At 58.2% G+C, this 24,971-nt stretch carries 26 protein-coding genes and 1 riboswitch; of the genes, 21 read left to right on the top strand and 5 right to left on the bottom strand.

Annotation, left to right across the window (positions count from 1 at the left end; all coding sequences use genetic code 11):
• Positions 1–12 precede the first annotated feature (12 nt).
• On the bottom strand, positions 13–1,293 hold the full coding sequence (brnQ, locus tag DW937_RS08275) for a branched-chain amino acid transport system II carrier protein (protein ID WP_120120620.1): 1,281 nt from the start codon (positions 1,291–1,293) through the stop codon (positions 13–15).
• Between the two features lie 239 nt (positions 1,294–1,532).
• Here brnQ and DW937_RS08270 point away from each other — a divergent pair, with 239 nt between their 5' ends.
• A complete protein-coding gene (locus tag DW937_RS08270; protein WP_120120665.1) occupies positions 1,533–2,300 on the top strand; it encodes an ABC transporter permease subunit in 768 nt (255 codons plus the stop codon).
• Positions 2,294–2,869, top strand: a complete 576-nt coding sequence (locus DW937_RS08265) for an ATP-binding cassette domain-containing protein (protein WP_120120619.1) — start codon at positions 2,294–2,296, stop codon at positions 2,867–2,869. The genes DW937_RS08270 and DW937_RS08265 overlap by 7 nt, the downstream gene beginning before the upstream one ends.
• A 112-nt stretch (positions 2,870–2,981) precedes the next feature.
• Here DW937_RS08265 and DW937_RS08260 read toward each other — a convergent pair whose 3' ends face one another.
• Positions 2,982–3,740: a M23 family metallopeptidase gene (locus tag DW937_RS08260; RefSeq protein WP_165852915.1), complete on the bottom strand. Its 759-nt coding sequence runs from the start codon at positions 3,738–3,740 to the stop codon at positions 2,982–2,984.
• A gap of 326 nt (positions 3,741–4,066) precedes the next feature.
• The gene (locus tag DW937_RS08255; RefSeq protein WP_118528998.1) at positions 4,067–4,777 is read right to left on the bottom strand and encodes a Bax inhibitor-1/YccA family protein; all 711 of its coding nucleotides are present in this window, start codon (positions 4,775–4,777) and stop codon (positions 4,067–4,069) included.
• Positions 4,778–4,888: 111 nt separating this feature from the next.
• Between DW937_RS08255 and hemW the strand changes: the two genes are divergently transcribed.
• From hemW to DW937_RS08200, 11 genes are all read left to right on the top strand, one after another.
• A complete protein-coding gene (gene hemW / locus DW937_RS08250; protein WP_120120618.1) occupies positions 4,889–5,971 on the top strand; it encodes a radical SAM family heme chaperone HemW in 1,083 nt (360 codons plus the stop codon).
• An 86-nt stretch (positions 5,972–6,057) separates the two neighbouring features.
• On the top strand, positions 6,058–7,350 hold the full coding sequence (locus tag DW937_RS08245; RefSeq protein ID WP_120120617.1) for an NAD(P)/FAD-dependent oxidoreductase: 1,293 nt from the start codon (positions 6,058–6,060) through the stop codon (positions 7,348–7,350).
• A 301-nt stretch (positions 7,351–7,651) separates the two neighbouring features.
• Positions 7,652–8,329 (top strand): (d)CMP kinase, encoded by a 678-nt coding sequence (gene cmk, locus DW937_RS08235; protein WP_120120615.1) that lies wholly within the window; start codon positions 7,652–7,654, stop codon positions 8,327–8,329.
• Positions 8,326–8,937, top strand: a complete 612-nt coding sequence (locus tag DW937_RS08230; protein WP_120120614.1) for a lysophospholipid acyltransferase family protein — start codon at positions 8,326–8,328, stop codon at positions 8,935–8,937. The genes cmk and DW937_RS08230 overlap by 4 nt, the downstream gene beginning before the upstream one ends.
• Before the next feature lie 3 nt (positions 8,938–8,940).
• Positions 8,941–10,851, top strand: a complete 1,911-nt coding sequence (locus tag DW937_RS08225; protein ID WP_118529006.1) for a bifunctional 4-hydroxy-3-methylbut-2-enyl diphosphate reductase/30S ribosomal protein S1 — start codon at positions 8,941–8,943, stop codon at positions 10,849–10,851.
• 248 nt (positions 10,852–11,099) lie between these two features.
• Positions 11,100–11,720 (top strand): GtrA family protein, encoded by a 621-nt coding sequence (locus DW937_RS08220; protein WP_120120613.1) that lies wholly within the window; start codon positions 11,100–11,102, stop codon positions 11,718–11,720.
• Between the two features lie 21 nt (positions 11,721–11,741).
• Complete coding sequence (locus tag DW937_RS15415) at positions 11,742–11,876, top strand: hypothetical protein (RefSeq protein WP_005944717.1); 135 nt, start codon at positions 11,742–11,744, stop codon at positions 11,874–11,876.
• Between the two features lie 15 nt (positions 11,877–11,891).
• The gene (gene deoC, locus DW937_RS08215) at positions 11,892–12,557 is read left to right on the top strand and encodes a deoxyribose-phosphate aldolase (protein WP_118529008.1); all 666 of its coding nucleotides are present in this window, start codon (positions 11,892–11,894) and stop codon (positions 12,555–12,557) included.
• 157 nt (positions 12,558–12,714) lie between these two features.
• A riboswitch (SAM riboswitch) is annotated at positions 12,715–12,813 on the top strand.
• 119 nt (positions 12,814–12,932) lie between these two features.
• The gene (gene metK / locus DW937_RS08210; protein ID WP_097776372.1) at positions 12,933–14,087 is read left to right on the top strand and encodes a methionine adenosyltransferase; all 1,155 of its coding nucleotides are present in this window, start codon (positions 12,933–12,935) and stop codon (positions 14,085–14,087) included.
• 86 nt (positions 14,088–14,173) lie between these two features.
• Positions 14,174–14,539, top strand: coding sequence for a hypothetical protein (locus DW937_RS08205; protein WP_120120612.1), 366 nt, complete (start codon positions 14,174–14,176; stop codon positions 14,537–14,539).
• Positions 14,540–14,551: 12 nt separating this feature from the next.
• Complete coding sequence (locus DW937_RS08200; protein WP_097776374.1) at positions 14,552–15,694, top strand: ribose-phosphate pyrophosphokinase; 1,143 nt, start codon at positions 14,552–14,554, stop codon at positions 15,692–15,694.
• 71 nt (positions 15,695–15,765) lie between these two features.
• Here DW937_RS08200 and DW937_RS08195 read toward each other — a convergent pair whose 3' ends face one another.
• Together DW937_RS08195 and DW937_RS08190 are read right to left on the bottom strand one after the other, a co-directional pair.
• Entirely contained in the window at positions 15,766–17,100 is a 1,335-nt protein-coding gene (locus DW937_RS08195) for an MATE family efflux transporter (protein WP_120120611.1), read from the bottom strand.
• Between the two features lie 20 nt (positions 17,101–17,120).
• Positions 17,121–18,035, bottom strand: coding sequence for a pyridoxal-phosphate dependent enzyme (locus DW937_RS08190; RefSeq protein WP_120120610.1), 915 nt, complete (start codon positions 18,033–18,035; stop codon positions 17,121–17,123).
• A gap of 224 nt (positions 18,036–18,259) precedes the next feature.
• Between DW937_RS08190 and DW937_RS08185 the strand changes: the two genes are divergently transcribed.
• The 8 genes from DW937_RS08185 (at position 18,260) to uvrC (ending at position 24,968) form a co-directional block, all read left to right on the top strand.
• Positions 18,260–18,640 (top strand): sigma factor-like helix-turn-helix DNA-binding protein, encoded by a 381-nt coding sequence (locus DW937_RS08185; RefSeq protein WP_097775061.1) that lies wholly within the window; start codon positions 18,260–18,262, stop codon positions 18,638–18,640.
• A 24-nt stretch (positions 18,641–18,664) separates the two neighbouring features.
• Entirely contained in the window at positions 18,665–20,020 is a 1,356-nt protein-coding gene (gene ffh, locus DW937_RS08180) for a signal recognition particle protein (protein WP_120120609.1), read from the top strand.
• A gap of 92 nt (positions 20,021–20,112) precedes the next feature.
• Entirely contained in the window at positions 20,113–20,355 is a 243-nt protein-coding gene (gene rpsP, locus DW937_RS08175; RefSeq protein ID WP_005944692.1) for a 30S ribosomal protein S16, read from the top strand.
• 17 nt (positions 20,356–20,372) lie between these two features.
• The gene (locus DW937_RS08170; RefSeq protein ID WP_005934928.1) at positions 20,373–20,606 is read left to right on the top strand and encodes a KH domain-containing protein; all 234 of its coding nucleotides are present in this window, start codon (positions 20,373–20,375) and stop codon (positions 20,604–20,606) included.
• Between the two features lie 60 nt (positions 20,607–20,666).
• Positions 20,667–21,203 (top strand): ribosome maturation factor RimM, encoded by a 537-nt coding sequence (gene rimM / locus DW937_RS08165; RefSeq protein WP_005944690.1) that lies wholly within the window; start codon positions 20,667–20,669, stop codon positions 21,201–21,203.
• 3 nt (positions 21,204–21,206) lie between these two features.
• A complete protein-coding gene (trmD, locus tag DW937_RS08160) occupies positions 21,207–22,454 on the top strand; it encodes a tRNA (guanosine(37)-N1)-methyltransferase TrmD (protein WP_097776378.1) in 1,248 nt (415 codons plus the stop codon).
• A 341-nt stretch (positions 22,455–22,795) separates the two neighbouring features.
• Entirely contained in the window at positions 22,796–23,059 is a 264-nt protein-coding gene (locus DW937_RS08155) for an HPr family phosphocarrier protein (protein WP_005920365.1), read from the top strand.
• Between the two features lie 61 nt (positions 23,060–23,120).
• Positions 23,121–24,968 (top strand): excinuclease ABC subunit UvrC, encoded by a 1,848-nt coding sequence (gene uvrC, locus DW937_RS08150; protein WP_120020503.1) that lies wholly within the window; start codon positions 23,121–23,123, stop codon positions 24,966–24,968.
• Positions 24,969–24,971: the final 3 nt, after the last annotated feature.

The following is a 24,971-nucleotide window of genomic DNA, read 5'->3' as shown; positions in this document are numbered from 1 at the left end:
TTTCAGATTGTTTTATTGCAGATCAGATTTGTTTAAAAGCAGTCCGGCTGCCAGTCCCACCGCTGCGGGCAGCACCCAGCCAAAGCCCATGCTGCCCAGCGGCAGAGCGTTGGCGGCGGCAGATACTGCCCCCAGCGGCAGCGCAGCGGCGATGCTCTGCAGGGCGGTCAGGCCCATGCACAGCGGATACACCGCCCGGTGCTTTTCAAGGCCCGGCATAAAGGAAAGCAGGATCAGCACGATGGCTGCGGGATAAATGGCGTTCAGCACCGGAGTGGACAGCCGGATGATGGCAGCAAGGCCGAGGTTCGATACCAGCATACTGGCCACAGCAAAAAAAGCTGCGATGGCAGGGTAGGGGATGCGGGGCAGAAGCTGATGAAAATACTGTCCCACGCAGGCGATCAGGCCCACGCAGGTGTTGAAGCATGCGATCACAAAAATGGCCGCAATAAGCACAAGGCCCGCCCGGCCGAACAGCTGCTGTGCCAGAGCGGTGAGCACCTCGGCCCCGGTGGCAAGGCCCGGGTATACCGCTCCGGTCTCGGCCCCGGCGTGGCCCAGCATGGCGTAGACCACCAGCATCAGCCCGCCTGCAATAAAACCGGCCCGGATGGTGCCGCCCTCCACGGCACGGCTTTCTGTGACACCCCGGGCGCGGATGTTCAGGGCGATGACCGCGCCAAAATTCAGCCCGGCCAGCGTGTCCATGGTCTGGTAGCCGTACAGGATGCCCTGCACAGCGGGCAGGGCTGCGTACTCTGCGCTGGGTGTGCCGTAGTGTGCCGCCAGCGGATGGATGAGACACCCGGCAAACAGCACCACGATGAGCACGATCAGGCAGGGGCAGAGGATGCGGCCCAGCCAGTCGGTAAGCTTTTCCGGCCGCAGCGCCACCAGAAAGGCCGCTGCAAAAAACAGCACCGAGTAGGCCAGCTGCAGCCCGGTACCGCCGCCTATCAGCGGCACCAGCATCTGGAAGGAGGTACTGGCGGTGCGGGGGATGGCAAGGCAGGGCCCGATGGAAAGATACACCAGAATGGTGAACACCATGGCGAACACCGGATGCACCCGGCCGGCAAGCTTATCCAGACCGCCCGCCCGGGCCACAGCCACCACGCCCGCAATGGGCAGGCCGACGGCGCTGACGGCAAGGCCCGCAAAGGCAGGCCAGAGGCTGGTACCGGCCTGTGCGCCCAGATGCGGCGGGAAGATCAAGTTCCCGGCTCCGAAAAACATGGAAAATAGCGTAAAACTGACCAAAAGCAGGCTTTTGCCGGAGAGCTTCTGCATAGGACAGACACCTCATTTCTTTCCTGCATCAAAGATGACAGAGATTTATACAGTTCAGTTTATCGTTTTATTGATTTCATGTCAAGAAAGAAAAACATGAAGAAAAGTAATGGCAGGCATGATAAGCTCTTATGCATCATGATGCACGGGTCATTGGCGTTTGGAAAAAGATGTGGTATGATACTTATACGATCCGCAAAGCGGAGGCCATTTCAGACCGTCAGGAGAAGGAAAGAACCATGAACCAACACAAACAACTTTTTGAGCGGCTGGCTGCTGCGGCCTTCTGGCTGGCGGTGTGGCAGTGCGCCGCCATGGCGGTGGGACAGGAGGTGTTCCTTGTTTCGCCGGTGCAGGCGGGGCGCACTCTTTTGCAGCTTTTGCCGCAGGCAGAGTTCTGGCAGCGGGTGGGTTTCAGCTCCGGGCGCATTCTGCTGGGTTTTGGGCTGGGCGTGGCCGTAAGCATCGTGCTGGCTGTGGCCGCACAGGCGTGGCACACGGCAGATGTGCTGCTTGCTCCGGTGCTGCAGCTGGTCAAAGCCACGCCGGTGGCAAGCTTTATCATTCTGGCGCTGGTGTGGGTGCGGGGGGCATCGCTTTCGGTGCTCATCAGCTTTTTAATGGTGCTGCCCGTGCTGTACGGTGCGGTGCGCACCGGCATCCAGAGCGCAGACCCACAGCTGTTGGAGATGACGAAGGTGTTTCGCCTTCCGCTGGGCCGACGGCTGCGAGCGGTGTGGCTGCCTGCGGTGCTGCCGGCTTTCCGGCAGGGATGCAGTGTGGCCCTTGGCATCTGCTGGAAGAGCGGCGTTGCCGCTGAGGTGATCGGCCTGCCCAATGGCAGCATCGGCGATGCACTCTACCGGGCCAAGATCACCCTTTCCACCGGGGAGCTGTTCGCATGGACGTTTGTGATCATCCTGATCAGCGCCGGGTTTGAAAAACTGTTCCTGCTGCTTCTGGACTGCGTGACCCGCGCCGTGACCGGGGAGGTGCCGCAATGCTGACCATCAAGCATCTGACAAAACAGTTCGGGGAGAAAACGCTGTTCCGGGACCTGACCTTGGCCGTGGACAGCCCGGCGGTGCTGTGGGCACCCAGCGGCTGGGGCAAGACTACATTGCTGCGCATCCTCATGGGGCTGGAAGAACCCACTTCTGGCATAGTACAGGGCATTGGCCGGGTGGCAGCAGTGTTTCAGGAAGACCGGCTCTGCCCGCAGCTGACAGCTGTGCAGAACGTGACGCTGGTATTGCCCGGCAGTGCAGAACAATACAAAGAGCAAATCATAAAAGATTTTCAACAGTTTGGAATGGACGCTGCCGCACTGGCCCTGCCTGCAGCACGGCTTTCCGGCGGACAGAAGCGACGCACGGCTCTGCTGCGGGCTTTGTGGGTCGCCAGCGATACGTTGCTGTTAGACGAACCCTTTACCGGAATGGACCCGGACACCCTTGCCGCTGCTGCGGCGCTGCTGCGGGAGCGCTGCGGAGAAAAGCCTGTCTTGCTGGCTACCCACGACCGCGAAGCCATCCGCCTTCTGGGCTGGCCGGTGGTTGAGCTGGAAAATGCCTGAGCCTGCATCTATCCTATAGAATGAAAAATCGGAAAGACCAGAACGGCCTTTCCGATTTTTTGCTGCTTGGAATATTTTACTGAAAAATACGCAGGGGATACGGCGAACTGCATCAGTTCAGCAGCTTTGCCGGGTCAAGGTACTGCTCACCCTGCAGTACTTCCAGATGGATATGCGTCTCCTCGGCGCATTCGTTGGGAATGCTGCCTGCACGGCCAAGTATCTGGCCCACACTCACTTCATCGCCGGTCTGCACCGTGGGGTCGGCTGTGCCGCACACCCGCCACAGGTGCCCGGCGCTGTCCTCGATGCACACCACACTGCCCCAGCGGCTATCGGTGTCCACGGCGGTCACCTTACCGGCGGCGGGAGCACACACCTGTGCATCCTGCGCACAGGCGTAGTCCACACCGTTGTGGGTGCGCCAGTCGCCAAGGGTGCTGCTGTACACCAGCTCATCGCCGCTGTAGGCGTTCAAGACCCTGCCCGAGACGGGCTGCGTGGAGGCAGGCGCAGCTGAACTGCTGGCAGGCGAGGATGCGCCCTGCAGTGCGGAGGGTTCGTGCACCAAACCAGAGCCAGACTGCGCCCCAGAAGAGGACGCAGAGGATGCGGGCTTGGGTACATTTGCCGCAGATTCTGCGGCGTCGGTCACGGGCTGCTGCCATACATCGTCCTCCTGTGGGTCAAGGGTGAGCTGCGGCTCCGGGGCAGGTTCTTCCTGCGGGGTCGTCAGGTCGTCGTAGCTCTTTTTCAGTTCATCCCGCACGGTGCGCACTGCCCACACGCCCGCCGCTGCGGCTGCGACGAGACAGGCCAGCAGTGCCAGTGTAAAGCCCCTGCTGCGCAAAAACTTTTTGATCTGCTCCATTGTCGTTACTCCCATCTGCTGCATTGTGTACGCATTGCTTCTGGGCTTAGTGTGGGACAGCAGGGCAGGTTTTATGCACGGAACGATTTAAAATGGCCTCCATTTCATTCTGGCCATAATAGCGGAATTGTATTTATAGTGATGCAGAACCGGTCAGACTGCGGTCTGACCGGTTCTGCGTTTTCATGAGAGGGCCGCAGCCGGAAAATGCATCTTCCCTCTATGGCCTTCTGTGTTGATACCCAGAGCGAAGCGGAGGATATTCTAAATGATAGTACCAAACAAAAAGGCCCTCCCTTTTCGGGAGAGCCCTTGCAGACCAAAAATCAGTTGCGGCGGCGGCTGTTCATGCCCAACAGGCGTACAACATACAGGAAGATGTTGATGAAGTCCAGATACAACGTCAGTGCGCCGTAGATGGAAGCCTTCTCGGCCAGCTCGCCGTCATAGGCGTAGTAGGAGAACATCTGGCTCAGTTTCTGGGTGTCGTAGGCGGTCAGCAGCATGAACACCACCAGACCGACAGCGCTGTACAGCACCGTGGTAAGGAAGCTCATGCCGAACAGCATGCCCACAAAGCCGGTGATGATGAGCGCGAACAGGCCCATCATCAGCTTGGGACCCCAGCCGGACAGATCCTTGTGGGTAGTAGTGCCGTAGACCGCCATCAGGCCGAAGTACAGCGAGGTGGCAAGGAAGGCCAGCACCAGAGTGCCCAGATCAAATACCAGGAAGTAGTAGCTCAGCACCATGCCGTTGAGCAGTGCATAGGCAAAGAAGGTGGCTCTTGCACCGCCCACCGACATGTTCTGCACGCGGGAGCTGAGCACATACACCAGCACCAGCTCTGCGATGGTGAACACCAGATACAGTGAGTTGACAACGTACAGCAGCGGGGTAGCGGCTGTAACGAACGCCGCTGCAAAGGTGATGAGCAGGCCTACCGCCATCCAGCGGTAGGTGCGGTTCATATAGTCAGCCGAGGTCATGGCAGGCTCCGTGTATCCTCGATCGTAACCATTGTAATTGTAATCCATATGGGACTCCTCCAGTCTCTTTCTGCCGGAACACTTTTTCCTTGCTCCGGTCTACGGAATATAGTATACTGCATAGAAATGAACGTTTCATGAAAAAGGCTGTGATATTGTATGTCTCTTGGGCTTTATTTACACATTCCGTACTGTTTTTCCAAATGCAGGTACTGTGATTTTTATTCCCACCCCGGTGAGCGCGGCGTACCGGAAGCTTATGTGAATGCTCTTTTGCGAGAGCTTGACCGCTTTGCGCCGGAAGCACCTCTGCAGCCGGACACCCTTTATTTTGGCGGCGGCACGCCCAGCCTGCTGTGCCCGGAGCAGGCAAAACGGCTGATCGATGCGGCCCGGCCGATGCCGGGGGCCGAGATCACACTGGAAGCAAACCCGGAGACGGTGACGGAAGAAAGTCTTGCAGGCTTCCGGGAGGCGGGAGTGAACCGTATCTCCTTCGGGGTGCAGTCTGCCCGGGATACCCAGCTGCGCACGCTGGGCAGGCCGCATACGGCAAAACAGGCGCGGGCTGCCTTTGCCGCCGCCCGGCGGGCAGGCTTTGCGAACATCAGCGGCGACATCATGCTGGCACTGCCGCACTACACCGAAGCCGAGTTTGACGAAACGCTGGAACTGATCGAGGGTGGTGGGGCTACCCATATTTCGGCATATCTGCTGAAGATCGAGCCGGATTCGGCCTTTGGAAAGCATCCACCCGAAGGCCTGCCCACCGGCGATGAAGCCGCCGATTTTTACCTTTATGCAGTGGAACAGCTGGAACACCACGGCTACAAACAGTACGAGATCTCCAACTTTGCAAAGCCCGGCTATGAGGGCAGACACAACCTCATCTACTGGGACTGCGGCGACTATCTGGGCCTTGGCCCGGCGGCGCACTCCTGCATGGGCGGCAGACGGTTCTACTACCCGCCGGACACCGCCGCTTTCCTGAACGATGCCGCCGCCCCGGTGATGGACGGCAGCTGCGGCGCAGAGGACTACCTTATTTTACAGCTGCGTCTGCGCAAAGGCCTTTCGCTGGATGCATACAAAAAACTTTACGGGAAAGAATTTTCCGCCGCACAGCTGGCCTTTGTGCAAAACTGCGTCCGGGCAGGCTATGCAAGCTTTGACGGCCGCACCCTTGCCCTGACCCCGGCGGGTCTCATCGTGCAGAACAGCATCCTTGCCCAGCTGTTGTAATTGGCAGAAATACGGCAACACATTGCTTTTGTGTGTCGATTCTGGTATGATATACTCGTATTATCAGGCGATGGGAGAGAAAACGGATGGCGAAAGTATTGATCGTCGGCGCAGGCGCGGCAGGACTGATGGCGGCGGGTGCCGCCGTGCGGGAGGGGCATCAGGTGACGGTGCTGGAACACATGGACAAGCCCGGCCAGAAGATCCTTGTCACCGGCAAGGGCCGCTGCAATGTGACCAACGACTGCCCGGCGGAGGAATTTCTGCGCCATGTGCGCACGAACCCGCGCTTTCTGTATTCGTCGCTGGGGGCCTTTCCACCGGCAAAGACCATGGAACTGTTCGAGGGCCTTGGCGTGGAGCTGAAGGTGGAGCGCGGCCGCCGGGTGTTTCCAGTATCGGACAAGGCTGAGGAGATCCGGCAGGCTCTTTTGCGCTATGCGCAGGATGCTGAACTCGTGCATGACGGCGCGAAAAAGCTGCTATTGGAAGAGGTGACACCGGAGCCGGAAGCAGCTCCCGCCGCACCGGAAAACCCGCGCCACCCCAAAAAGAAAAAGGCAGGCCCGGCACTGCGGTGCATCGGTGTGCGGGGCACCTCCGGCCGGGAGTACCGGGCGGATGCCGTGCTGGTGGCCACCGGCGGCGTGAGCTACCCCACCACCGGCTCTACCGGCGACGGCTACAAACTGGCCCAGCAGGCCGGGCACACCCTCATCGAGCCGGTGCCCAGTCTGGTCAGTCTTGTGAGCCATGACGCGGACTGCAAAAAGATGATGGGCTTGGCGCTGAAAAACGTCACCCTGACCCTGTTCGAGGACAGCAAGGCCATTTTTGACGAGCAGGGCGAAATGCTGTTCACTCATTTTGGCATCAGCGGCCCGCTGACTTTGAGCGCATCCAGCCATCTGGGTGACATGAAAAAACACAAGTATCATGCGGAGATCGACCTCAAGCCCGCTCTCAGCGAGGAGCAGCTTTACGACCGCATCACGCGGGATTTTTCCCTGCTGGCAAACCATGCGGCGCAGGGCGCGTTGGTAAAGCTTTTGCCGTCCAGTATGCAGCCGGTGATGGTGGCGCGCTGGGGCATCGACCCGGCTACCAAGGCAAACCAGATCACCCGGGAGCAGAAGAGGGAGCTGGTGCAGCTGATGAAGCACTGGCGGGTGTCCATTGATGCCCGGGGCGATCTGGCCCACGCGGTGATCACCAGCGGCGGCGTGTCCGTGCGCGAGGTAGACCCCAGGACGATGCAGAGCAAAAAGGCGATGGGCCTTTACTTTGCAGGCGAAGTGCTGGATGTGGATGCCTATACCGGCGGCTACAACCTGCAGATCGCCTTCTGCACTGCACAGGCATTTGCAAATAATCTGTAATTACAGATAAAACAATTTTAAATGCCCTCCGCGCTGCTCTGGGCATATTTATAGGAATAGGTTTTTTTGATTTGTATATTGAAAACGACTGCGGTCGTTTTCAATATACGTTTTCACAAAAAGAGTTGTTGCCGGGATAGTCTCACAGACCGCTGCGCAACTGTTCCTGAAGGGAACGAGCAGCAGATTCAGTTGGCCGTTGCGGCCCCACTTGTGAAAAATCAAATCTGGAAAATCCGCAGATTTTCCAGATTTGTAAATATTTAAAATATTTTTCCGCTTAAAAAGGAGAAGATATAAAATGGTATCTGTTGCGATCGACGGGCCTGCAGGTGCAGGCAAATCTACGCTGGCACGCCGTCTGGCGGCTGAAATGGGCTATATTTATGTGGATACCGGTGCCATGTACCGCGCCATCGGCCTGTATGCCCTGCGCGCAGGCAAGGACCCCAAGGACAACGCAGCGGTCAACGCGCTGCTTCCCCAGATCGAGCTGCGGCTGGCCTCCATTGAGGGCGAGCAGCACATTTATTTAAAGGAAGAGGATGTGAGCACCGCCATCCGCACCGAGGCCGCAGGTATGGCTGCCTCTGCCGTGGGCGCAAACCCGGCTGTGCGCGCCTTTCTGCTGGAACTGCAGCGGGATATGGCCAAAAAGCAGGACGTGCTGATGGACGGCCGCGACATCGGCACGGTGGTGCTGCCGGATGCCACGGTGAAGATCTTCCTCACCGCCACGCCGGAAGCCCGCGCCACACGCAGGTGGAAAGAGTATCAGGCCAAGGGCATCGATACTCCCTATGAAGAGGTTCTGGCCGACGTGAAGCAGCGGGACTATCAGGACACCCACCGTGCCGCTGCGCCCCTGAAGCAGGCGGACGATGCCGTGCTGCTGGACACTTCGGAGCTGGATTTTGAACAGAGCCTTGCTGCAATGAAGAAGATCATTGCGGAGAAAGTGAATCAAACGATAAAATGATATTATATTACATCTTAGTGCCCTTTGCGTGGCTTTTGTGGCATATCGGCTTCCGCATCCATGTAGAGGGCCGCGAAAACCTGAAAAAGGTGCAGACAAAGGGCTGCATCCTTGCGCCCACCCATGTCTCCGCCATCGATCCGGTGTTCATCGTGGTCACCCGGTGGGGCAGGCGGATGATCGTGTTCGCCAAGAAGGAACTGTTCGAGATCAACGCCCTGCTGACCTGGTTCTTCCGGTGCTGCGGTGCGGTGTGCGTGCGCGGCACAAAGGATGAGATGGCTGCCATTGAGCAGACCGTAGAAAAGTGCAGAAACGGCGAAACACTGCTCATCTTCCCGGAGGGCACCCGCGAAAAGGACGGGAAGCTTCTGCCGCCCAAGAGCGGACTGTTCGTCATTGCGGCGGGGGCCGGGGGGGACGTAGTGCCCTGCCGCATCCTGTACGATACGCCGGATGGAAAGATGCACCTGTTCTGCAAAGTACGGGTGATCTACGGCGAGCCGATGCCTGCAGAGCAGTTTGCTATGGAGAGCCGCCGCGACACCAAAAAGCTGCGTGCCAACAAGCAGGCCCTGCTGGATGCGTGGGAAAAGATGGGGGCGTAAAAGATGGAGATCCGAGTTGCCAAAACGGCGGGGTTCTGCTTTGGTGTCAAGCGGGCGGTGGACCTGACCTATGGCCTGCTGAACGAAGGCTGCAAGGTGGCCACCCTCGGCCCGCTGATCCATAACCCGCAGGCTGTGGAGGATATGCAGAAAAAGGGTGCCCTTGTGGCGGATGCCATCGCCGATGTGCCCGCCGGGTACGAGGCGGTCATCCGCAGCCACGGTGTGCCGCGCACTGTGTACGACGAGCTGGATGCGCGCGGCATCACTTACCATGATGCCACCTGCCCCTTCGTGCAGAAGATCCAGCGCATTGCCGCCGAGGCCGAAAAGGCGGGGGCGGTGCTGCTGGTGGCAGGCGACAAGACCCATCCGGAGGTGCAGGGGATCGTGGGCCACACCCGCGGAGAGGTGTTCGTTTTTGCCGATCTGGCCGAGTTGAAGGCATGGAAAGGCCCCTCTGACCCGCAAAAACCCCTGTTTGCAGTTGCACAGACCACATTTCAGGTTACAAAATGGCAAGAAAGTTCGGAGTTTCTCAAAAAAGCCTATACAAACGCCCGAATTTTTGATACAATATGTAATGCGACGTGGGCGAGGCAACAGGAAGCGGAAGACCTCAGCCAAAAATGCGACATCGTTGTTGTCATTGGCGGTCATCATTCTTCCAATACCCAAAAGCTGGTACAGGTCGCCGCAAAACACACGCGTGCCGTAACGGTCGAGACAGCGAGCGAACTTCGGCCGGAATGGTTTGCAGATGTTAAAGTGGCGGGCGTGACAGCCGGGGCTTCAACGCCATCGTCTATTATTGAGGAGGTACTTAACAGTATGAGCGCAGAAATCAATGACAGCATGAGCTTTGAGGAGATGCTGAATGCATCCGAGGAAAAGCGTGTTCATGCAGGCAGTATTGTGAAAGGAATCGTGACCAGCATCTCTGCCAACGAGATCCAGGTGGATATCGGAGCGAAGCAGACCGGCTTTGTCAAGCTGAGCGAGCTGACCGATGATTCCTCCGCCAAGGTCGAAGACCTGGTGAAGGTTGGCGATGAGCTGGACCTCATCGTCGAGAAGGTTATGGATCAGGATGGCGTCATCCAGCTCTCCCGCAAGAAGCTCGCATCTCGCAAGGGCATGGAAGAGATCGCTAAGGCCGCTGAGTCCGGCGAGGTCGTCGAGGGCGATGTCACCGAGTTCAACAAGGGCGGCGTTGTGGTCAACGTCAAGGGTGTCAAGGTGTTCGTTCCTCGTTCTCAGGCTACTATGCGCCGTGATGAGGACTACACCGCTCTGGTTGGCCAGCACGTTCAGCTGGTTGTCACCGAGTGCTCCGGCCGCAAGATCGTCGGCAGCATCAACAAGGTGACCGCTGAGCAGAACAAGGCAAAGCGTGAAGAGTTCTGGGCAAACGTTGAGGTGGGCAAGACCTACACCGGCGTTGTCAAGAGCCTGACTTCTTACGGTGCATTCGTCGATATCGGCGGTGTGGACGGTCTGTGCCACATCAGCGAGCTGAGCTGGAACCGCATCAAGCATCCTTCCGAGGTCGTCTCCGTTGGCGACACCATCGAGGTGTATGTGAAGGATATCGACACCGAGAACCACAAGGTCTCTCTGGGCTACAAGAAGGCCGAGGACAACCCCTGGGAGCAGCTGAAGAACAACTACCCCATCGGCAGCACCTTCCATGCTCCGGTCGTCTCCCTGACCAAGTTCGGTGCATTTGTCCGCATCCTGCCGGGTGTGGATGGTCTGGTCCACATCAGCGAGATCAGCAATGACCGCGTTGAGAAGGTCTCTGACGCACTGAAGGTCGGCGATATGGTCGATGTGAAGCTGCTGGATGTGGACTTCGACAAGAAGCGCATCAGCCTGTCTATGAAGGCCCTGCTGAACGACGACGCTGAGTAATCAGCCTTTCGTTCGGAAGAAAAGCTTCTGACACAATGCGATCAACAGCCCCGTTGCCGGGAAAACGGCGGCGGGGCTTTTTTTGTTAAGGGAGAAACCCTTCTCAGTCACGGCTTGCGCCGCGACAGCTCTCCCGAAGGGCGAGCTTTTAACAGTGAGCGAAAAAGTTTGAGGAAAACTGACAAAACCTCTCCCTTTCGGGAGAGGTGGACGCGAACAACGTGAGCGGACGGAGAGGGTTATTTTTTATGATAAAATTTTTCAAGAAACACTGGGAAGTGCTGAGCTATCTGGTTTTCGGTGTGCTGTGCACCCTGCTGAACATTGTGCTGTATGCGCTGTTCAACAAACTGTTCGGCTATACAGCCGCCAACAGCTGGGGCAATGTGCTGGATAACATCATCTGCATCTTGTTTGCCTACTGCACCAACCGCGCCTTTGTGTTCCACAGCAAAACGCAGGGCAAGGCCATGGCGAGAGAATTTGGTGCATTTGTCACCTGTCGTCTGGGTACAATGCTGCTGGACACCGCAATTATGCTGGTGCTGGGCAATCTGCTGGCTGCGCAGGGTGCAGCGCTGATGGACGAGCTGATGCAGGGGGTGCTGAGCGTGGTGGCCCACTGGCTTGGCCCGGATACGGCCATCCAGATGGCAGCCTCCTATGCAGGCACACCGGCGGGGGTCACGGATGGCTCTGCCGCCATTGCCGTCATCGGCGGTGCAGACGGCCCCACGGCGATCTTCGTTACCAGCCGCTACAATGCGCAGGCACTGTGGGGCCTTGCCGTGAAGGTCTTTTCCAATGTACTGGTGATCGTGCTGAACTATGTGTTCAGCAAACTCATCATTTTTAAAAAGAAAAAATAATTTTTTAGGAGGTACGGTCTTATGAAACGTGGTCTGAAAGGTTTTGCATTTCTGGTCTCCGGTCTGGTGCTGGGCATCATTGGTGCAACGGTCTCTGCAACTGCAATTGCCCTGAGTGCTGTCGGCATGGCAAAGGTGCGCCGTGCCAGCAAGTAAAAAGGAGAAACAAACATGACTCGTGAAGAAATTCTCTCCCATGTCGATCACACCCTGCTGAAGCCGGAGGCCACCTGGCCCCAGATCCAGACCCTGTGTGACGAAGCCATTGCCAACCACACCGCATCCGTCTGCATCAACACCTGCTACGTCAGGCAGGCTGTGGAGTACATGGCGGGCCGCATCCCGGTATGCTGCGTGGTAGGCTTCCCTCTGGGTGCCATGGATACCGCCAGCAAGGCGTTTGAAGCCAAGACTGCCATTGAGAATGGTGCCGCCGAGGTGGATATGGTCATCAACATCGGCCGCCTGAAGAACAAGGAGTACGATGCCGTCCGCGAGGACATCCGCGCCGTGAAGCAGGCGGTGGGCGACAAGGTCCTGAAGGTCATCATCGAGACCTGCCTGCTGACTGACGAAGAAAAGGAAAAGATGTGCGATATCGTCTGCGAGGCAGGCGCTGACTACATCAAGACCAGCACCGGCTTCTCCACTGCCGGTGCCAACTTCCACGATGTGGAGCTGATGGTCAAGGGCGTGCATGGCCGCTGCAAGGTCAAGGCTGCCGGCGGCATTTCTACCGTGGAGGACATGGAGACCTTCCTTGCGCTGGGTGCTGACCGTCTGGGCACCTCCCGTGCCGTCAAGATCCTGAACGGCGAGCAGGCAAAGGGCTACTGAGCAAATTTTATGGAAAAGGCACGGCTGAGGCTGTGCTTTTTCTTTTTTGGGACCGCAAAAGCTCCATCAATTTCAGAATAATGTCTAAAAAGAGTGATACTCTTCTTGACAATCTGACGAAGCAATGATAGAATACTGAACGTACCAACTGAATACCGACTTATCAAGAGCGGCTGAGGGGACAGGCCCTGTGAAGCCCGACAACCTGCGCGTGAGCGCAAGGTGCCAAATCCTGCGGGAAACCGAGAGATAAGAGTGCAACGCTCAGAGCTTTCGGGCTCTGGGCGCTTTTATTTTTCGCGCAAAAAGCTTGAACGGAATGTTGGAGCAAGAAATACACACCCTGCCAGTAAAAAAAGTTTAGGAGGCAAAACAATGGCAAGACACCTGTTTACTTCTGAGTCCGTCACTGAAGGACATCCCGACAAGATCTGCGACCAGATCTCGGATGCCATTCTGGACGAGATCCTGACCCACGACCCCAATGCCCGCGTGGCCTGCGAGACCTGCGCATCCACCGGACTTGTGCACATCATGGGCGAGATCACCACCAATTGCTATGTGGATTTCCAGAAGGTCGTCCGCGAGGTGGTGGCAGATATCGGCTACACCCGCGCAAAGTTCGGCTTTGATGCCGACACCTGTGCCGTCATCTCCAACATCGACGGCCAGAGCCCCGACATCGCACTGGGCACCAACGATCAGGTGGGCGGTGCAGGCGATCAGGGTATGATGTTCGGCTATGCCTGCGATGAGACCCCGGAGCTGATGCCCATGCCCATCAGTCTGGCTCACAAGCTGGCAAAGCGCCTGACCGAGGTGCGCAAGAACGGCGAGATGGACTACCTGCGTCCGGATGGCAAGAGCCAGGTCACTGTGGAGTACGATGAGAACAACAAGCCCGTGCGTGTGGATGCTGTGGTCATCTCCAGCCAGCACAGCGAGAGCGTCAGCATGGAACAGCTGCGCGCCGATGTGATGGAGAAGGTCATCAAGGCCACCATCCCTGCCGAGCTGCTGGACGAGAACACCAAATACTACATTAACCCCACCGGCCGATTCGTTGTGGGCGGCCCGCAGGGTGACACCGGCCTGACCGGCCGCAAGATCATCGTGGACACCTACGGCGGCTATGCCCGTCACGGCGGCGGCGCCTTCTCCGGCAAGGACCCCAGCAAGGTGGACCGCAGCGCAGCCTATGCGACCCGCTGGGTGGCAAAGAACATCGTGGCTGCAGGTCTTGCCAAGCAGTGCGAAGTGCAGGTGGCGTATGCTATCGGCGTGGCAAAGCCTGTGTCCATCATGGTAGATACCTTCGGCACCGGCACCGTCTCGGATGAGAAGATCGAGCAGGCTGTGGAGAAGGTGTTCGATCTGACCCCCGCCGCCATCATCCGCGAACTCGACCTGCGCAAGCCCATCTACCGCAAGCTGGCCGCATACGGCCACATGGGCCGCGAGGATCTGGGCGTGAAGTGGGAGAACACCGACCGCGTGGATGCGCTGAAGGCTGCTGTTGCTGCTTTGTAAGCGGAACACAAAAGCACCGATCACTGTCATATAAAATAAGAAGGCATCTGCAACGATCGCTTCTGAGTTTCAGAAGAGCAGCGAATTTGTTGCAGGTGCCTTTGTTTTTAGCGGGTTTGTCAGAGGGTACAAATGGGCGAAAACAGCAGAATCTCCGCTGCCTGACACACTGCATTTTTGTCTCCCGGAAGAACGATCCCGGGAGGCTGCTCAGGCAAAGAAAAGTCCTACTTTTCCGCGAAAATCAGCCGAAATTTGCGAAATGGCAAAGAATTGGCTGTCTTTTTGTCGAAAACACACAGTCTCTTTTTAAAAAAGGTAAAACAGATGTGCAAGGCGCAGAAAATGTGAAGGTGAAACAAATTGATATGGCGCAAATGTCAAATTGTGATAAAATAAAAGTAGATATGCACTTTCGTGTGACGATCATTCGGATTGTACAGCAGCAATAAGGAGTTGTGATTATGTCCATTGAAATTTCCCCGAAGTCGTTCTTTGAGCAGCCCAGCGTGGCGGATATGCGCCTCATCGCCTGCCCCGGTGCGGAGGAACTTACCGGCCTGATCGATAAGCACCTGACCCGCTGGGCCAGAGAAGCCGGCATCGATAAGGAGACCTTTATCATCCCCTGCGACTGCCCCCGCTTCCAGAGCGGTGATGCCAAGGGTCTGGTGAAGGAGTCTGTGCGCGGCGACGATATCTTCATCGTGGTCGATCCCGGCAACTACAGTGTGACCTACAAGCTGTTCAACTACGAGAACCACATGTCTCCGGACGATCACTTCGCCAACCTGAAGCGCCTGATCCAGGCGGTGGCCGGCAAGGCACACCGTGTGTCGGTCATTATGCCCAGCCTGTACGGCGGCCGTCAGCATCGCCGTGTGGTGCGCGAAAGTCTGGACTGCGCTGTGGCCCTGCAGGAGCTGCAGACCATGGGTGTGCGCAACATCATCACCTTTGATGCTCACGATCCCCGCGTGCAGAACGCTGTGCCCCTGATGAGCTTTGATAACGCAATGCCCACCTATCAGGTGCTCAAGAGCCTGCTGAAGAAGGACCCGGACATCTCCTTTGATAAGAGCAAGTTTACCGTGGTCAGCCCGGACGAGGGCGCGATGAACCGCAACATGTACTTCTCCAGCGTGCTGGGCTGCAATCTGGGCATGTTCTACAAGCGCCGCGATTACACCCGCGTGGTGAACGGCCGCAACCCCATTGTTGCCCACGAGTATCTGGGCGAGAGCGTGGAGGGCAAGACCGTCTTCATCGCGGACGATATCATTGCTTCCGGCGAGAGCATGCTGGAGGTCGCCGGCAACCTGAAGGAGCGCGGTGCAAGCCGCATCATTGCAAACGCTACCTTCCCCCTGTTCACCAGCGGTCTGGAGAAGTTCGACAAGGCTGTGGCCGAGGGCAAGCTGACCTATGTTGTGGGCACCAACCTGACCTACCGTATGCCTGAGCTGCTCACCCGTGACTGGTATGTGGATGTGGATGTTTCCAAGTACGCTGCATACTTTGTGGTGGCTCTGAACCACGACATGTCTGTTTCCAGCATCATCGATCCGCTGAAGAAGATCGAGAATCTGCTGGCAAGCCGCAAGTAAGTTTGATACGAAAAAGGCTCTGCATCCTTGCGATGCAGAGCCTTTTTCGTATCACAAATCAAATAAAACGATTATAATTCGTCTCCATGGCTGCGCAGATACCGAACCAGCATGGGCAGCTCGTAGAGCAGCATGACGACCCAGCCCACCGCATAGCTGTAAGGCAGAGCTTCGATCTCCATTTTCCACACCAGCACGAACACCGCAGCTGCCGCCACACGGAACACCATGTTGAAGGTGCTGGACACCAGCGTGACCTTCAGATCGCCAATGCCGCGGAAGAAGCCCTGAATGCCATTGGTGGCTGCGGGCATCAGGTAGAACAGGGAAACCGTGCGCAGGAAGCGCACACCCAGATGGACGACCTCCGGGTCGGTGACGAACAGCTTCATGATAAAGGGCGCACCGGCAAAGCATACAACGGCGATCAGCACGCCGTAAGCGGCTTCGATGCGCATACCGCAGTGGAAGCCCTGCTTCACACGGTCGTGCTTGCCGGCACCCCGGTTCTGCGCCATGAGGGTGGTCATGGCGTGGCCGATGTTCTGCTGCGGGGTGTAGGCAAAGTCGTCAATGCGGGAAGCAGCGGTAAAGGCGGCCATGGCGTTGACACCCATGGTGTTCACGATGGCCTGCACCGCGATCTTGCCAAGCTGCACGGTGGCTTGCTGCATGGCGCTGGCCCAGCCGTAGCTGACCGTTTTGCGCAGCAGCTTGCCATCAAACACCAGCCAGCGCCTGCCCAGCTGCAGGATAGGCACCTTCCAGCGGATGTACAGTACGCACAGCACGCAGCACAGTGCTTCGCTGACCACGGTGGAAAGGGCGCAGCCGTTGCTGCCCCAGTTCAGCACCTGCACAAAGAACAGGTCGCCGCCGATGTTCAGCACAGAGCTGATCATCAGGAAATACAGGGCACTCTTGCTGTCGCCCAGTGCACGCATGGTGGCGGCAAGGAAGTTATAGAAGAAGGTGAAGATCAGGCCTGCAAACACGATGCGCAGGTAGCTGACCGCAATGGGCAGGATATCGGCGGGTACCTGCATCAGCCGCAGCAGGGGCGTGGCCAGAATGACGCACAGCGCCGAGAATGCCAGCGAGAACACGGTGCCTGCAATGGCGGTGGTGGACACCTGACGCTCCATCAGCTGGGTATCACCGGCACCGAATGCGGTACTGACCAGAATGCCGGCACCCAGACACATGCCGTTGATAAACAGGATGGCCAGAGTCATGAGCGGGTTGGAAGTGCCGACGGCGGCAAGAGCTTCCTCGCCCACGAACTTGCCCACGATGATGCTGTCGGCGGCGTTGTAGGTGAGCTGGAACAGGTTGCCAAGTACCAGCGGAATGGTAAAACGGATCAGGAGCGGTGTAATGGCTCCCTTTGTCATGTCGTTTGTCATGGGAACTCTATGATCTCTCCTTATAATGTATTTACGATCTGCCGTCCGGGCAGGATGGCAAGGGCAGAGCGGCTGGCACCTACATGGATGAGCTGTGCGGCCGCCTGCAAAACGGCACCGGATGCCACCGAAGCCGGGATGGCATCGGTGCGCAGCACCTTTTGCGCGGCCCGCTGCGCATCGGTGGTGTTCACCGCCACCACGTTGTCCACCACATAGGCGTTGAAGTTTTCCGGCACAAAGCCGTAGCCCAGATCGCTGATGCCGTGGGGGCCGGTCAGGCCGCCGCCCAGCGCCTGCGATTCGTAAGGCTCCACGGCGGCGATGCGCACATCGTTCGTCCATGCCTTGATGGTCTCGCCCACGCCGGTCACGGTGCCGCCGCTGCCCACGCCGATCACGATAGCGTCCACGGCGCTTTTGCCCTCCCGCGCGATGCTCTGCACAATGGCAGGGCCGGTAACGCGGCGGTGGTACTCCGGGTTATCATCGTTGGCAAGCCAGTCCATGTAGTACCAGCCGTTGGCGGCGGCGGTCTGTGCCGCCAGACGGCGGGCACCGTTCACACCGCTGCGGGCCGGGCTGTGGCGGATCTGCGCACCCAGCCGCAGCAGGGTCTCCTGCCGCAGGGCGGGGGCATCCTCAGGCATCACCAGAACCACCGGGTGACCGGCGGTCAGGCCCGCCAGCGTGAGCGCAGCGGCAAACGGGCCGGAGGCCGCTTCAATGATGGGCTGACCGGAGATCAGCTCCTTTTTTTCAATGGCAAGGGCCAGCATCCCTTCGGCAAGGCCGTCCCGGGCCGTGCCGGTGGGGCCTGCAAAGTCCAGATAGGCATACAGCCGTCCCTTCAGCCCGCAGGCGGCAGCATAGCCGCGCAGCTCCACGATGGGGCAGGCGCTGAGCGTCTGGTAAAAATTGGGGTAGATCGGCACGAAGACCCTCCTTTCATGGGATACAACAATATTATCCTAACGCAAAAGGACTGCGCGCGTCAAGATGCGTTTTAGCAAAAACGGCGAATTTTTGGCGGATTTTCTGGAAAAATCTCCGAAAGGCTCTTGACAGGATGCGGTGCATCTGCTATACTTCATCCGTAAAGCAAATTAACTTTACATCACTTCTCGAAAGTACAGGCACAAAACCGGGGGATCAGAGGATGGCAAAAGATCTGGAAATGGGCTATCTGCTGGACTTTTACGGCGAGGTGCTCACCGAGAAACAGCGCGAAATGCTGCGCCAGTATTACAACGATGACCTTTCGCTGAGCGAGATCGGCGAGAACTTCGGCATCACCCGTCAGGGGGCGCGGGATGCCATCAAGCATGGCGAGAACGCGCTGAAGGAGCTGGAGGAAAAGGTCGGCTTTGCGGCGCGTTACCGCCGCGTGCAGCAGAAGCTGGAAGAGCTGGAGCAAATGGTGATCGATGCACGGTTCGAGTGCACCGGCCCGCAGGGCCTGACCACCACCGAGTACGAACACCAGCTGACCAAAATGTTAAAGCTCATCCGCTCCATCGACGAAGCAAACGAGAGCTGAAACCTGTGAAAGGAGCACCGTACAATGGCATTTGAATCCCTTACCGACCGCCTTGCCGGTGTGTTCAAAAAGCTGCGCGGTCACGGCAAGCTGACCGAGGCAGATATCAAGGCCGCGATGCGTGAGGTGCGCATGGCCCTGCTGGAAGCCGATGTCAACTACAAGGTTGCCAAGGACTTCTGCGCAAAGGTGTCCGAGCGCGCCATGGGTCAGGAGGTCATGGAAAGCCTGACCCCGGCACAGCAGGTGGTCAAGATCGTCAACGAAGAGCTGGTTGCCCTGATGGGCGGCAGCGAAGCGGCCCGCCTGAACATCAAGAACAAGGGCCAGACGATCATCATGCTCTGCGGCCTGCAGGGCAACGGTAAAACCACCCACGCCGCAAAGCTGGCAAAGTACTTTATCAAACAGGGCCGCCGCCCCATGCTGGTGGCCTGCGATATTTACCGCCCTGCGGCCATCGATCAGCTGCAGGTGGTGGGCAAACAGGCGGGCGCACCGGTGTTCACCCTGCCGGGCGCAAAGCCGCCGGAAATTGCAAAGAAGGCGCTGGCACACGCCAAGGATTACGGCAATGACGTCGTGATCCTGGATACCGCCGGTCGTCTGCAGATCGACGATGTGCTCATGCAGGAGCTGGTGGACATCAAGGAAGCCGTTCCTGTGGACGAGACCTTGCTGGTGGTGGATGCCATGGCCGGTCAGGATGCCGTGAACGTTGCCAAGACCTTCAACGAGAAGGTAGGCATCGACGGCATCATCCTCACCAAGACCGATGGCGATACCCGCGGCGGTGCGGCACTTTCGGTGCTGGCCGTCACCGGCAAGCCCATCAAGTTCCAGGGCACCGGCGAAAAGCTGGACGATCTGGATGTGTTCCACCCGGACCGCATGGCAAGCCGCATCCTTGGCATGGGCGATGTGCTGAGCCTGATCGAGCGCGCGCAGGAGACGGCCGACGAAAAGGCAGCCGAAGAGACCGCCAAGCGGATGATGGAGAACAAGTTCGACATGAACGACATGCTGGACCAGTTCGCACAGATCCGCAAGATGGGCGGTGCAGGCGCGATGCTGAGCATGCTGCCCGGCGGCAGCGGCATCGATTCCAGTCAGGTCGATGAAAAGGCGTTCGACCGCATCGAGGCCATGATCTATTCCATGACCAAGGAAGAACGCGAGAAGCCCTCCATCATCAACCCCAAGCGCAAGCGCCGCATTGCAGCAGGCAGCGGTACCACCGTGGCCGACGTGAACAAGCTGCTCAAGCAGTTTGAGATGATGCAGAAGATGATGAAGCAGTTCAAGAAAAGCCCCAAGGGCTTTGCCCGCCGTCTGGGCGGCATGATGGGCAACCCCAATGCCTTCCGCGGACTGAAATAATTTTTGTGATACAACCCCCTTGCGGGTTTGTACAATATAATCAACATGCGCCCGCAAGGGCCGCACAAAACAATTTTTGGAGGATATTTACCATGGCAGTTAAGATTCGTCTGCGCCGCGTTGGCGCCAAGAAGGCTCCCTTCTATCGTGTTGTTGTTGCTGACAGCCGCTTCCCCCGTGACGGCCGTTTCATCGAAGAGATCGGCACCTACGATCCCAACAAGGAGCCCTCTGAGATCAAGATCGACGCTGAGAAGGCAAAGCAGTGGATCGCCAACGGCGCACAGCCCACTGATACCGTTCGCGTCCTGCTGAAGAAGTCCAACGTTCTGTAAGTAGGGAGGGCTGACTCATGCAGGAGCTGTTGCTGGCAGTTGCCCGCGGTCTCGTGGAGGATAAGGAAGCCGTTAAGGTCACGGTGGACGAGCCTCGCGAGGACGGCACCATCGTCTACCACCTGAGCGTGGCAGAGGGAGATATGGGCCGTGTCATCGGCAAGCAGGGCCGGATCGCAAAAGCCATTCGTGTGGTGATGCGCGCGGCTGCTGTGCGGGTCGATGAAAAGGTCCTTGTTGAGATCGACTGAGCACCCTACAGGCCCTTTGCCCTTGCGGCAAGGGGCCTTTTTGATTATAGGAGCAAGATTATGCAGCAATATCTGGAAGCGGGCAAGGTCGTGACCACCCACGGCGTGCGCGGCGAAATGAAGCTGGAGCTTTGGTGCGACGGCGTGAATTTTCTCAAAAAGGTGGGCAGGCTGTACCCCTCGGCACAGGGCGGCAGGGCCTATAAGATCGTGTCCATCCGCGCACAGGGCCAGATGGCTCTGCTGCAGCTGGAAGGCGTGGACGATATGGATGCTGCCCGTGCGCTGCGGGGGCAGGTGTTCTACTTTGACCGCAATGATGCCACCCTGCCCGCAGGCCGCTGGTATGTGGCCGACCTGATCGGGTGCGAAGTGCGGGATGCCGACACCGGCAGGGTGTACGGCGTTGTGACCAGCGTGGATCACCCCGGTGCACAGGATATCTACACCGTCAAAGCACCGAACGGCAAGGAATACATGTTCCCGGGCGTGGATGCTTTTCTGAAAGAGCGCAACCCGCCGGAGGGCTATCTCCTCGTCACCCCCATTCCGGGCCTGCTGGACGATGACTTTGACAGCGAACGGGAGGAAGAGTGAGCCATGGGAATGCGTGTGGATATCGTGACCCTGTTCCCGGAAATGTGCCAGCAGGTGCTGGATGCCAGCATCATCGGGCGCGCGGCAAAGAAGGGCTTTATTGAGACCCACTGCCACCAGATCCGGGACTACACCCTGAACAAACAGAAGCAGACCGACGATTACCCCTACGGCGGCGGCTGCGGCATGGTGCTGTACGCTCAGCCCATCGCAGACTGCCTGCGTGCTGTGCAGCAGGAAGTGGCTTCACAGGGCCGTCCGGCCCCGCATATCGTGTTCCTGACGGCAGGCGGCCAGCGCTACACCGAGGAGCACGCAAAGCGGCTGGCCCAGTACGATAACCTGACACTGGTATGCGGCCACTATGAGGGCATCGACGAGCGTGTGATCGATGCTTTTGCGGATGAAGAGATCTCCATCGGTGATTACATCCTCACCGGCGGCGAGCTGGCCAGCCTTGTGGTGGCGGACAGTGTGCTGCGCCTGAAGCCCGGCGTGCTGGCTGAGCAGAAGGGCTACGAGGAAGAAAGCTACTGGGACGGCCTGCTGGAGTATCCCCAGTACACCCGCCCCGAGGTGTGGGAAGGCCGCGCCGTGCCGCAGGTGCTGCTGGGCGGCGACCACCAGAAGATCGATGCATGGCGCGGAGAACAGAGCCGGGAGCGCACCCGCCTGCGCCGCCCGGAGCTGTACGAGAAGTGGTGTGAGACCCACCCTGTGACCGAGCTGCCCAAGTGGAAGCGCGGCGAGAACATGCGCCTTGTCAAGACCGACGAGCAGTTTGCTGCCGCTGCCCGCATTTTTGTGGAGGGACGGCGTGCGACCTGTGCCGAGAACTGGACCCCGGAATACTGTGCCAGCCTCAACGAGGAAGAATATCTTTTGCAGCTGCGGCAGGAAAAGGCCGCAGGCTGGGTGTGCTACCTGCACACCACCAAGGATGTGCCGGACGGCATCGTGAGCATCAACCACAAGGTGGGGCACATCGAACATCTGTTCGTCACTGAAAAAGCCCGCGGCAGGGGCATTGGCATGAAGATGCTGGACTTTGCCCGCAGGAAGCTGCCGGAGCATCCGCACCCGGTGCTGAGCGTGCTGAACACCAACACCCGCGCCATAGCGCTTTACACCCGCATGGGCTGGAAGCTGACCAGCGGCACCGAGCTGGAGTTCACGCCGGAGCAATATCCGGCTGTGGTGAAAAAGTGCGCGCTGGTCTGGATGCGGTACGAGGGCAGCGCACAGAAGTAACTCCGGGCGGCAGCTGCAGGTGCATCGGACAGCGAAAAAGGCACGAAAATGGATGCTCGGACCGGAGGGTATGGTGCTGGAAACGCACAAAAATGGCCGAGATATTGCCCGATGGTCGAAAAAATGTTGAAAACTTTTGTATCTACCCTCTAACCTTCGGGGAATAATTTTATTATCTTTGTATAAATAATGAAAAATGGGCCGCTTTTCATTGGAGAAACCGCCAAAAATGCGCCGGGGGGCTGTACAACCGTTTCGACTTGCGCTAAAATAATCGTAACGCAACAGGCACAGGATACAGATTCTATACCCAAAACGATATTAGATAGGAGCGCTTTACTATGTACGTGAAAGAAGTTACCGTTGAAAATCAGGTTGGTCTGCACGCTCGTCCGGCTACCTTCTTCATCCAGAAGGCTAACGAGTTCAAGTCTTCCATCTGGGTCGAGAAGGAAGAACGCCGCGTGAACGCAAAGAGCCTGCTGGGCGTTCTGTCTCTGGGCATCGTGGGCGGTACCACCATCCGCATCATCGCTGACGGCGCTGATGAGCAGGCTGCTGTTGACGGCCTGATCAAGCTGGTGGAGTCCGGTTTTGCTGAGTAATTTGTGTCTATAAATGGAGCGGCGGGGGAACCTGCCGCTTTTTGTTTTTCAAGGAGAATCCATGACCAAAGCTGAACTGTATCAGAAAGCCTGTATGCTGCCGCTGCTGCCCGGCGTTTATATCATCCGGGATAAGACAGACACCATCATTTATATCGGCAAGGCAAAGCGGCTGCGCATCCGGGTGAGCCAGTACTTCCGCGAGGGCGTGCCCCACGACAACAAGGTCAGCCAGATGATCGCCCATGCCTATGCCTTTGACGTGATCGTCTGCCAGAGCGAGTTTGAAGCGCTGGTGCTGGAAGCCAGCCAGATCAAGGCCCACACGCCGAAGTATAACATCCTGCTCAAGGATGATAAAGGCTACAGCTATATCAAGGTGACAAAGGAGCCATGGCCCAGGCTCTCCTTCGTGCTGCAAAAGGAGGAGGACGATGCCGAGTATATCGGCCCCTATACCTCCAGCTTTGCGGCCCGGCAGATGGCGGAAACGGCCATGGATGCCTTTCTGCTGCCGCGCTGCAATAAGCGCTTCCCGCAGGAGATCGGCAAAGGACGGCCCTGCCTGAATGCACACATCGGCAAGTGCATGGCAGTGTGCAGCGGCAGGATCAGCTGCGAAAACTACAATCAGGCCGTCAAGAGCGCCGTGCACCTGATCCGCTATGGCAAAAAGGACATCCTGAAGATCCTTAATGAGCGGATGCAGGAGGCCTCGGACCGGCTGGAATTTGAGACGGCGGCCCTGCTGCGGGACCAGATCGCGGCCATCACCAAGGTGAGCGCTGGGCAGAAGGTCATTGTGGACCCGGATGTGGAGATGGATGTGGTGGCGCTGGCAGGCACGCCGGACAGCGTGTGTGCGGCGGTGCTGCGCTTCCGGGACGGACGGCTGACCGATAAGCGGGAATTTTTGTTCCACGATACCTCGGACATTGCCGCCGTGCGGGAGGAATTTCTGCCCCGGTATTATCTGGATGACGAACAGATCCCCAAGATCATTGCGGTGGACGAGCTGCCGCCGGACAGCGACGCTTTGCAGCAGGCGCTGAACGAAAAGCGCGGCAGTGAGGTGCAGCTGTATGTGCCCCAGCGCGGCGATAAGGCCCATCTGGTGGAGATGGCCCACACCAACGCGGTGGAGCGTCTTGCCCGGGAGAGCGGCCGCTATGCCCGGGAGGAAAAGCTGCTGGACGAGCTGGCGCAGGTGCTGGGCCTTGCAAAGCCGCCCCGGGCCATTGAGAGCTACGATATCTCCAACTGGGGCGATGGCTCCAGCGTCTGCGGCATGGTCACCTTCAGGGATGGCAAACCCTATAAGGCGGGCTACCGCAGATTCAAAATGAAGACCGTTGCGGGCACTGACGACTATGCATCACTGGCAGAGACTGTCTCCCGGCGGGCGGCAGAGTACGAAAAGTACGCAGAGCTTGCAAAAAAGGGAGAACCCTGCAGCAACTGGTTCGGGCAGAAGCCGGATCTGCTTTTGATGGACGGCGGCAGGGGGCAGGTGAGTGCGGCAAAAGAAGCATTGGCCGGGACTGCCCTTGCGGATGTGCCGCTCTACGGCATGGTGAAGGACGACCACCACCGCACCCGCGCCATTGTGGACAGCGACGGCCGGGAAATTGCCATCAATATGAACCGGGGCACCTTTACCTTTATCACGGCCATTCAGGACGAGACCCACCGCTTTGCCAATGCCTACCGCAAGCAGCAGATGAAGCAGAAGAGTTATTCCTCCACCCTGACGGAAATCCCCGGCATCGGCCCCAAAACGGCCAAGGCGCTGATGGCCCAGTTCAAAAGCGTGGGTGCGGTGAAGGAAGCCACGCCTGACCAGCTGGAAAACACCCCCGGCGTGGGCAAACAGACGGCACAGATCATCTACGATTATTTTCATGCATAATGA

This window comes from Faecalibacterium sp. AM43-5AT, assembly GCF_003603345.1.
In the GTDB taxonomy this organism is placed as follows: domain Bacteria; phylum Bacillota; class Clostridia; order Oscillospirales; family Ruminococcaceae; genus Faecalibacterium; species Faecalibacterium taiwanense.
This window is presented reverse-complemented; position numbering and strand designations above follow the sequence as displayed.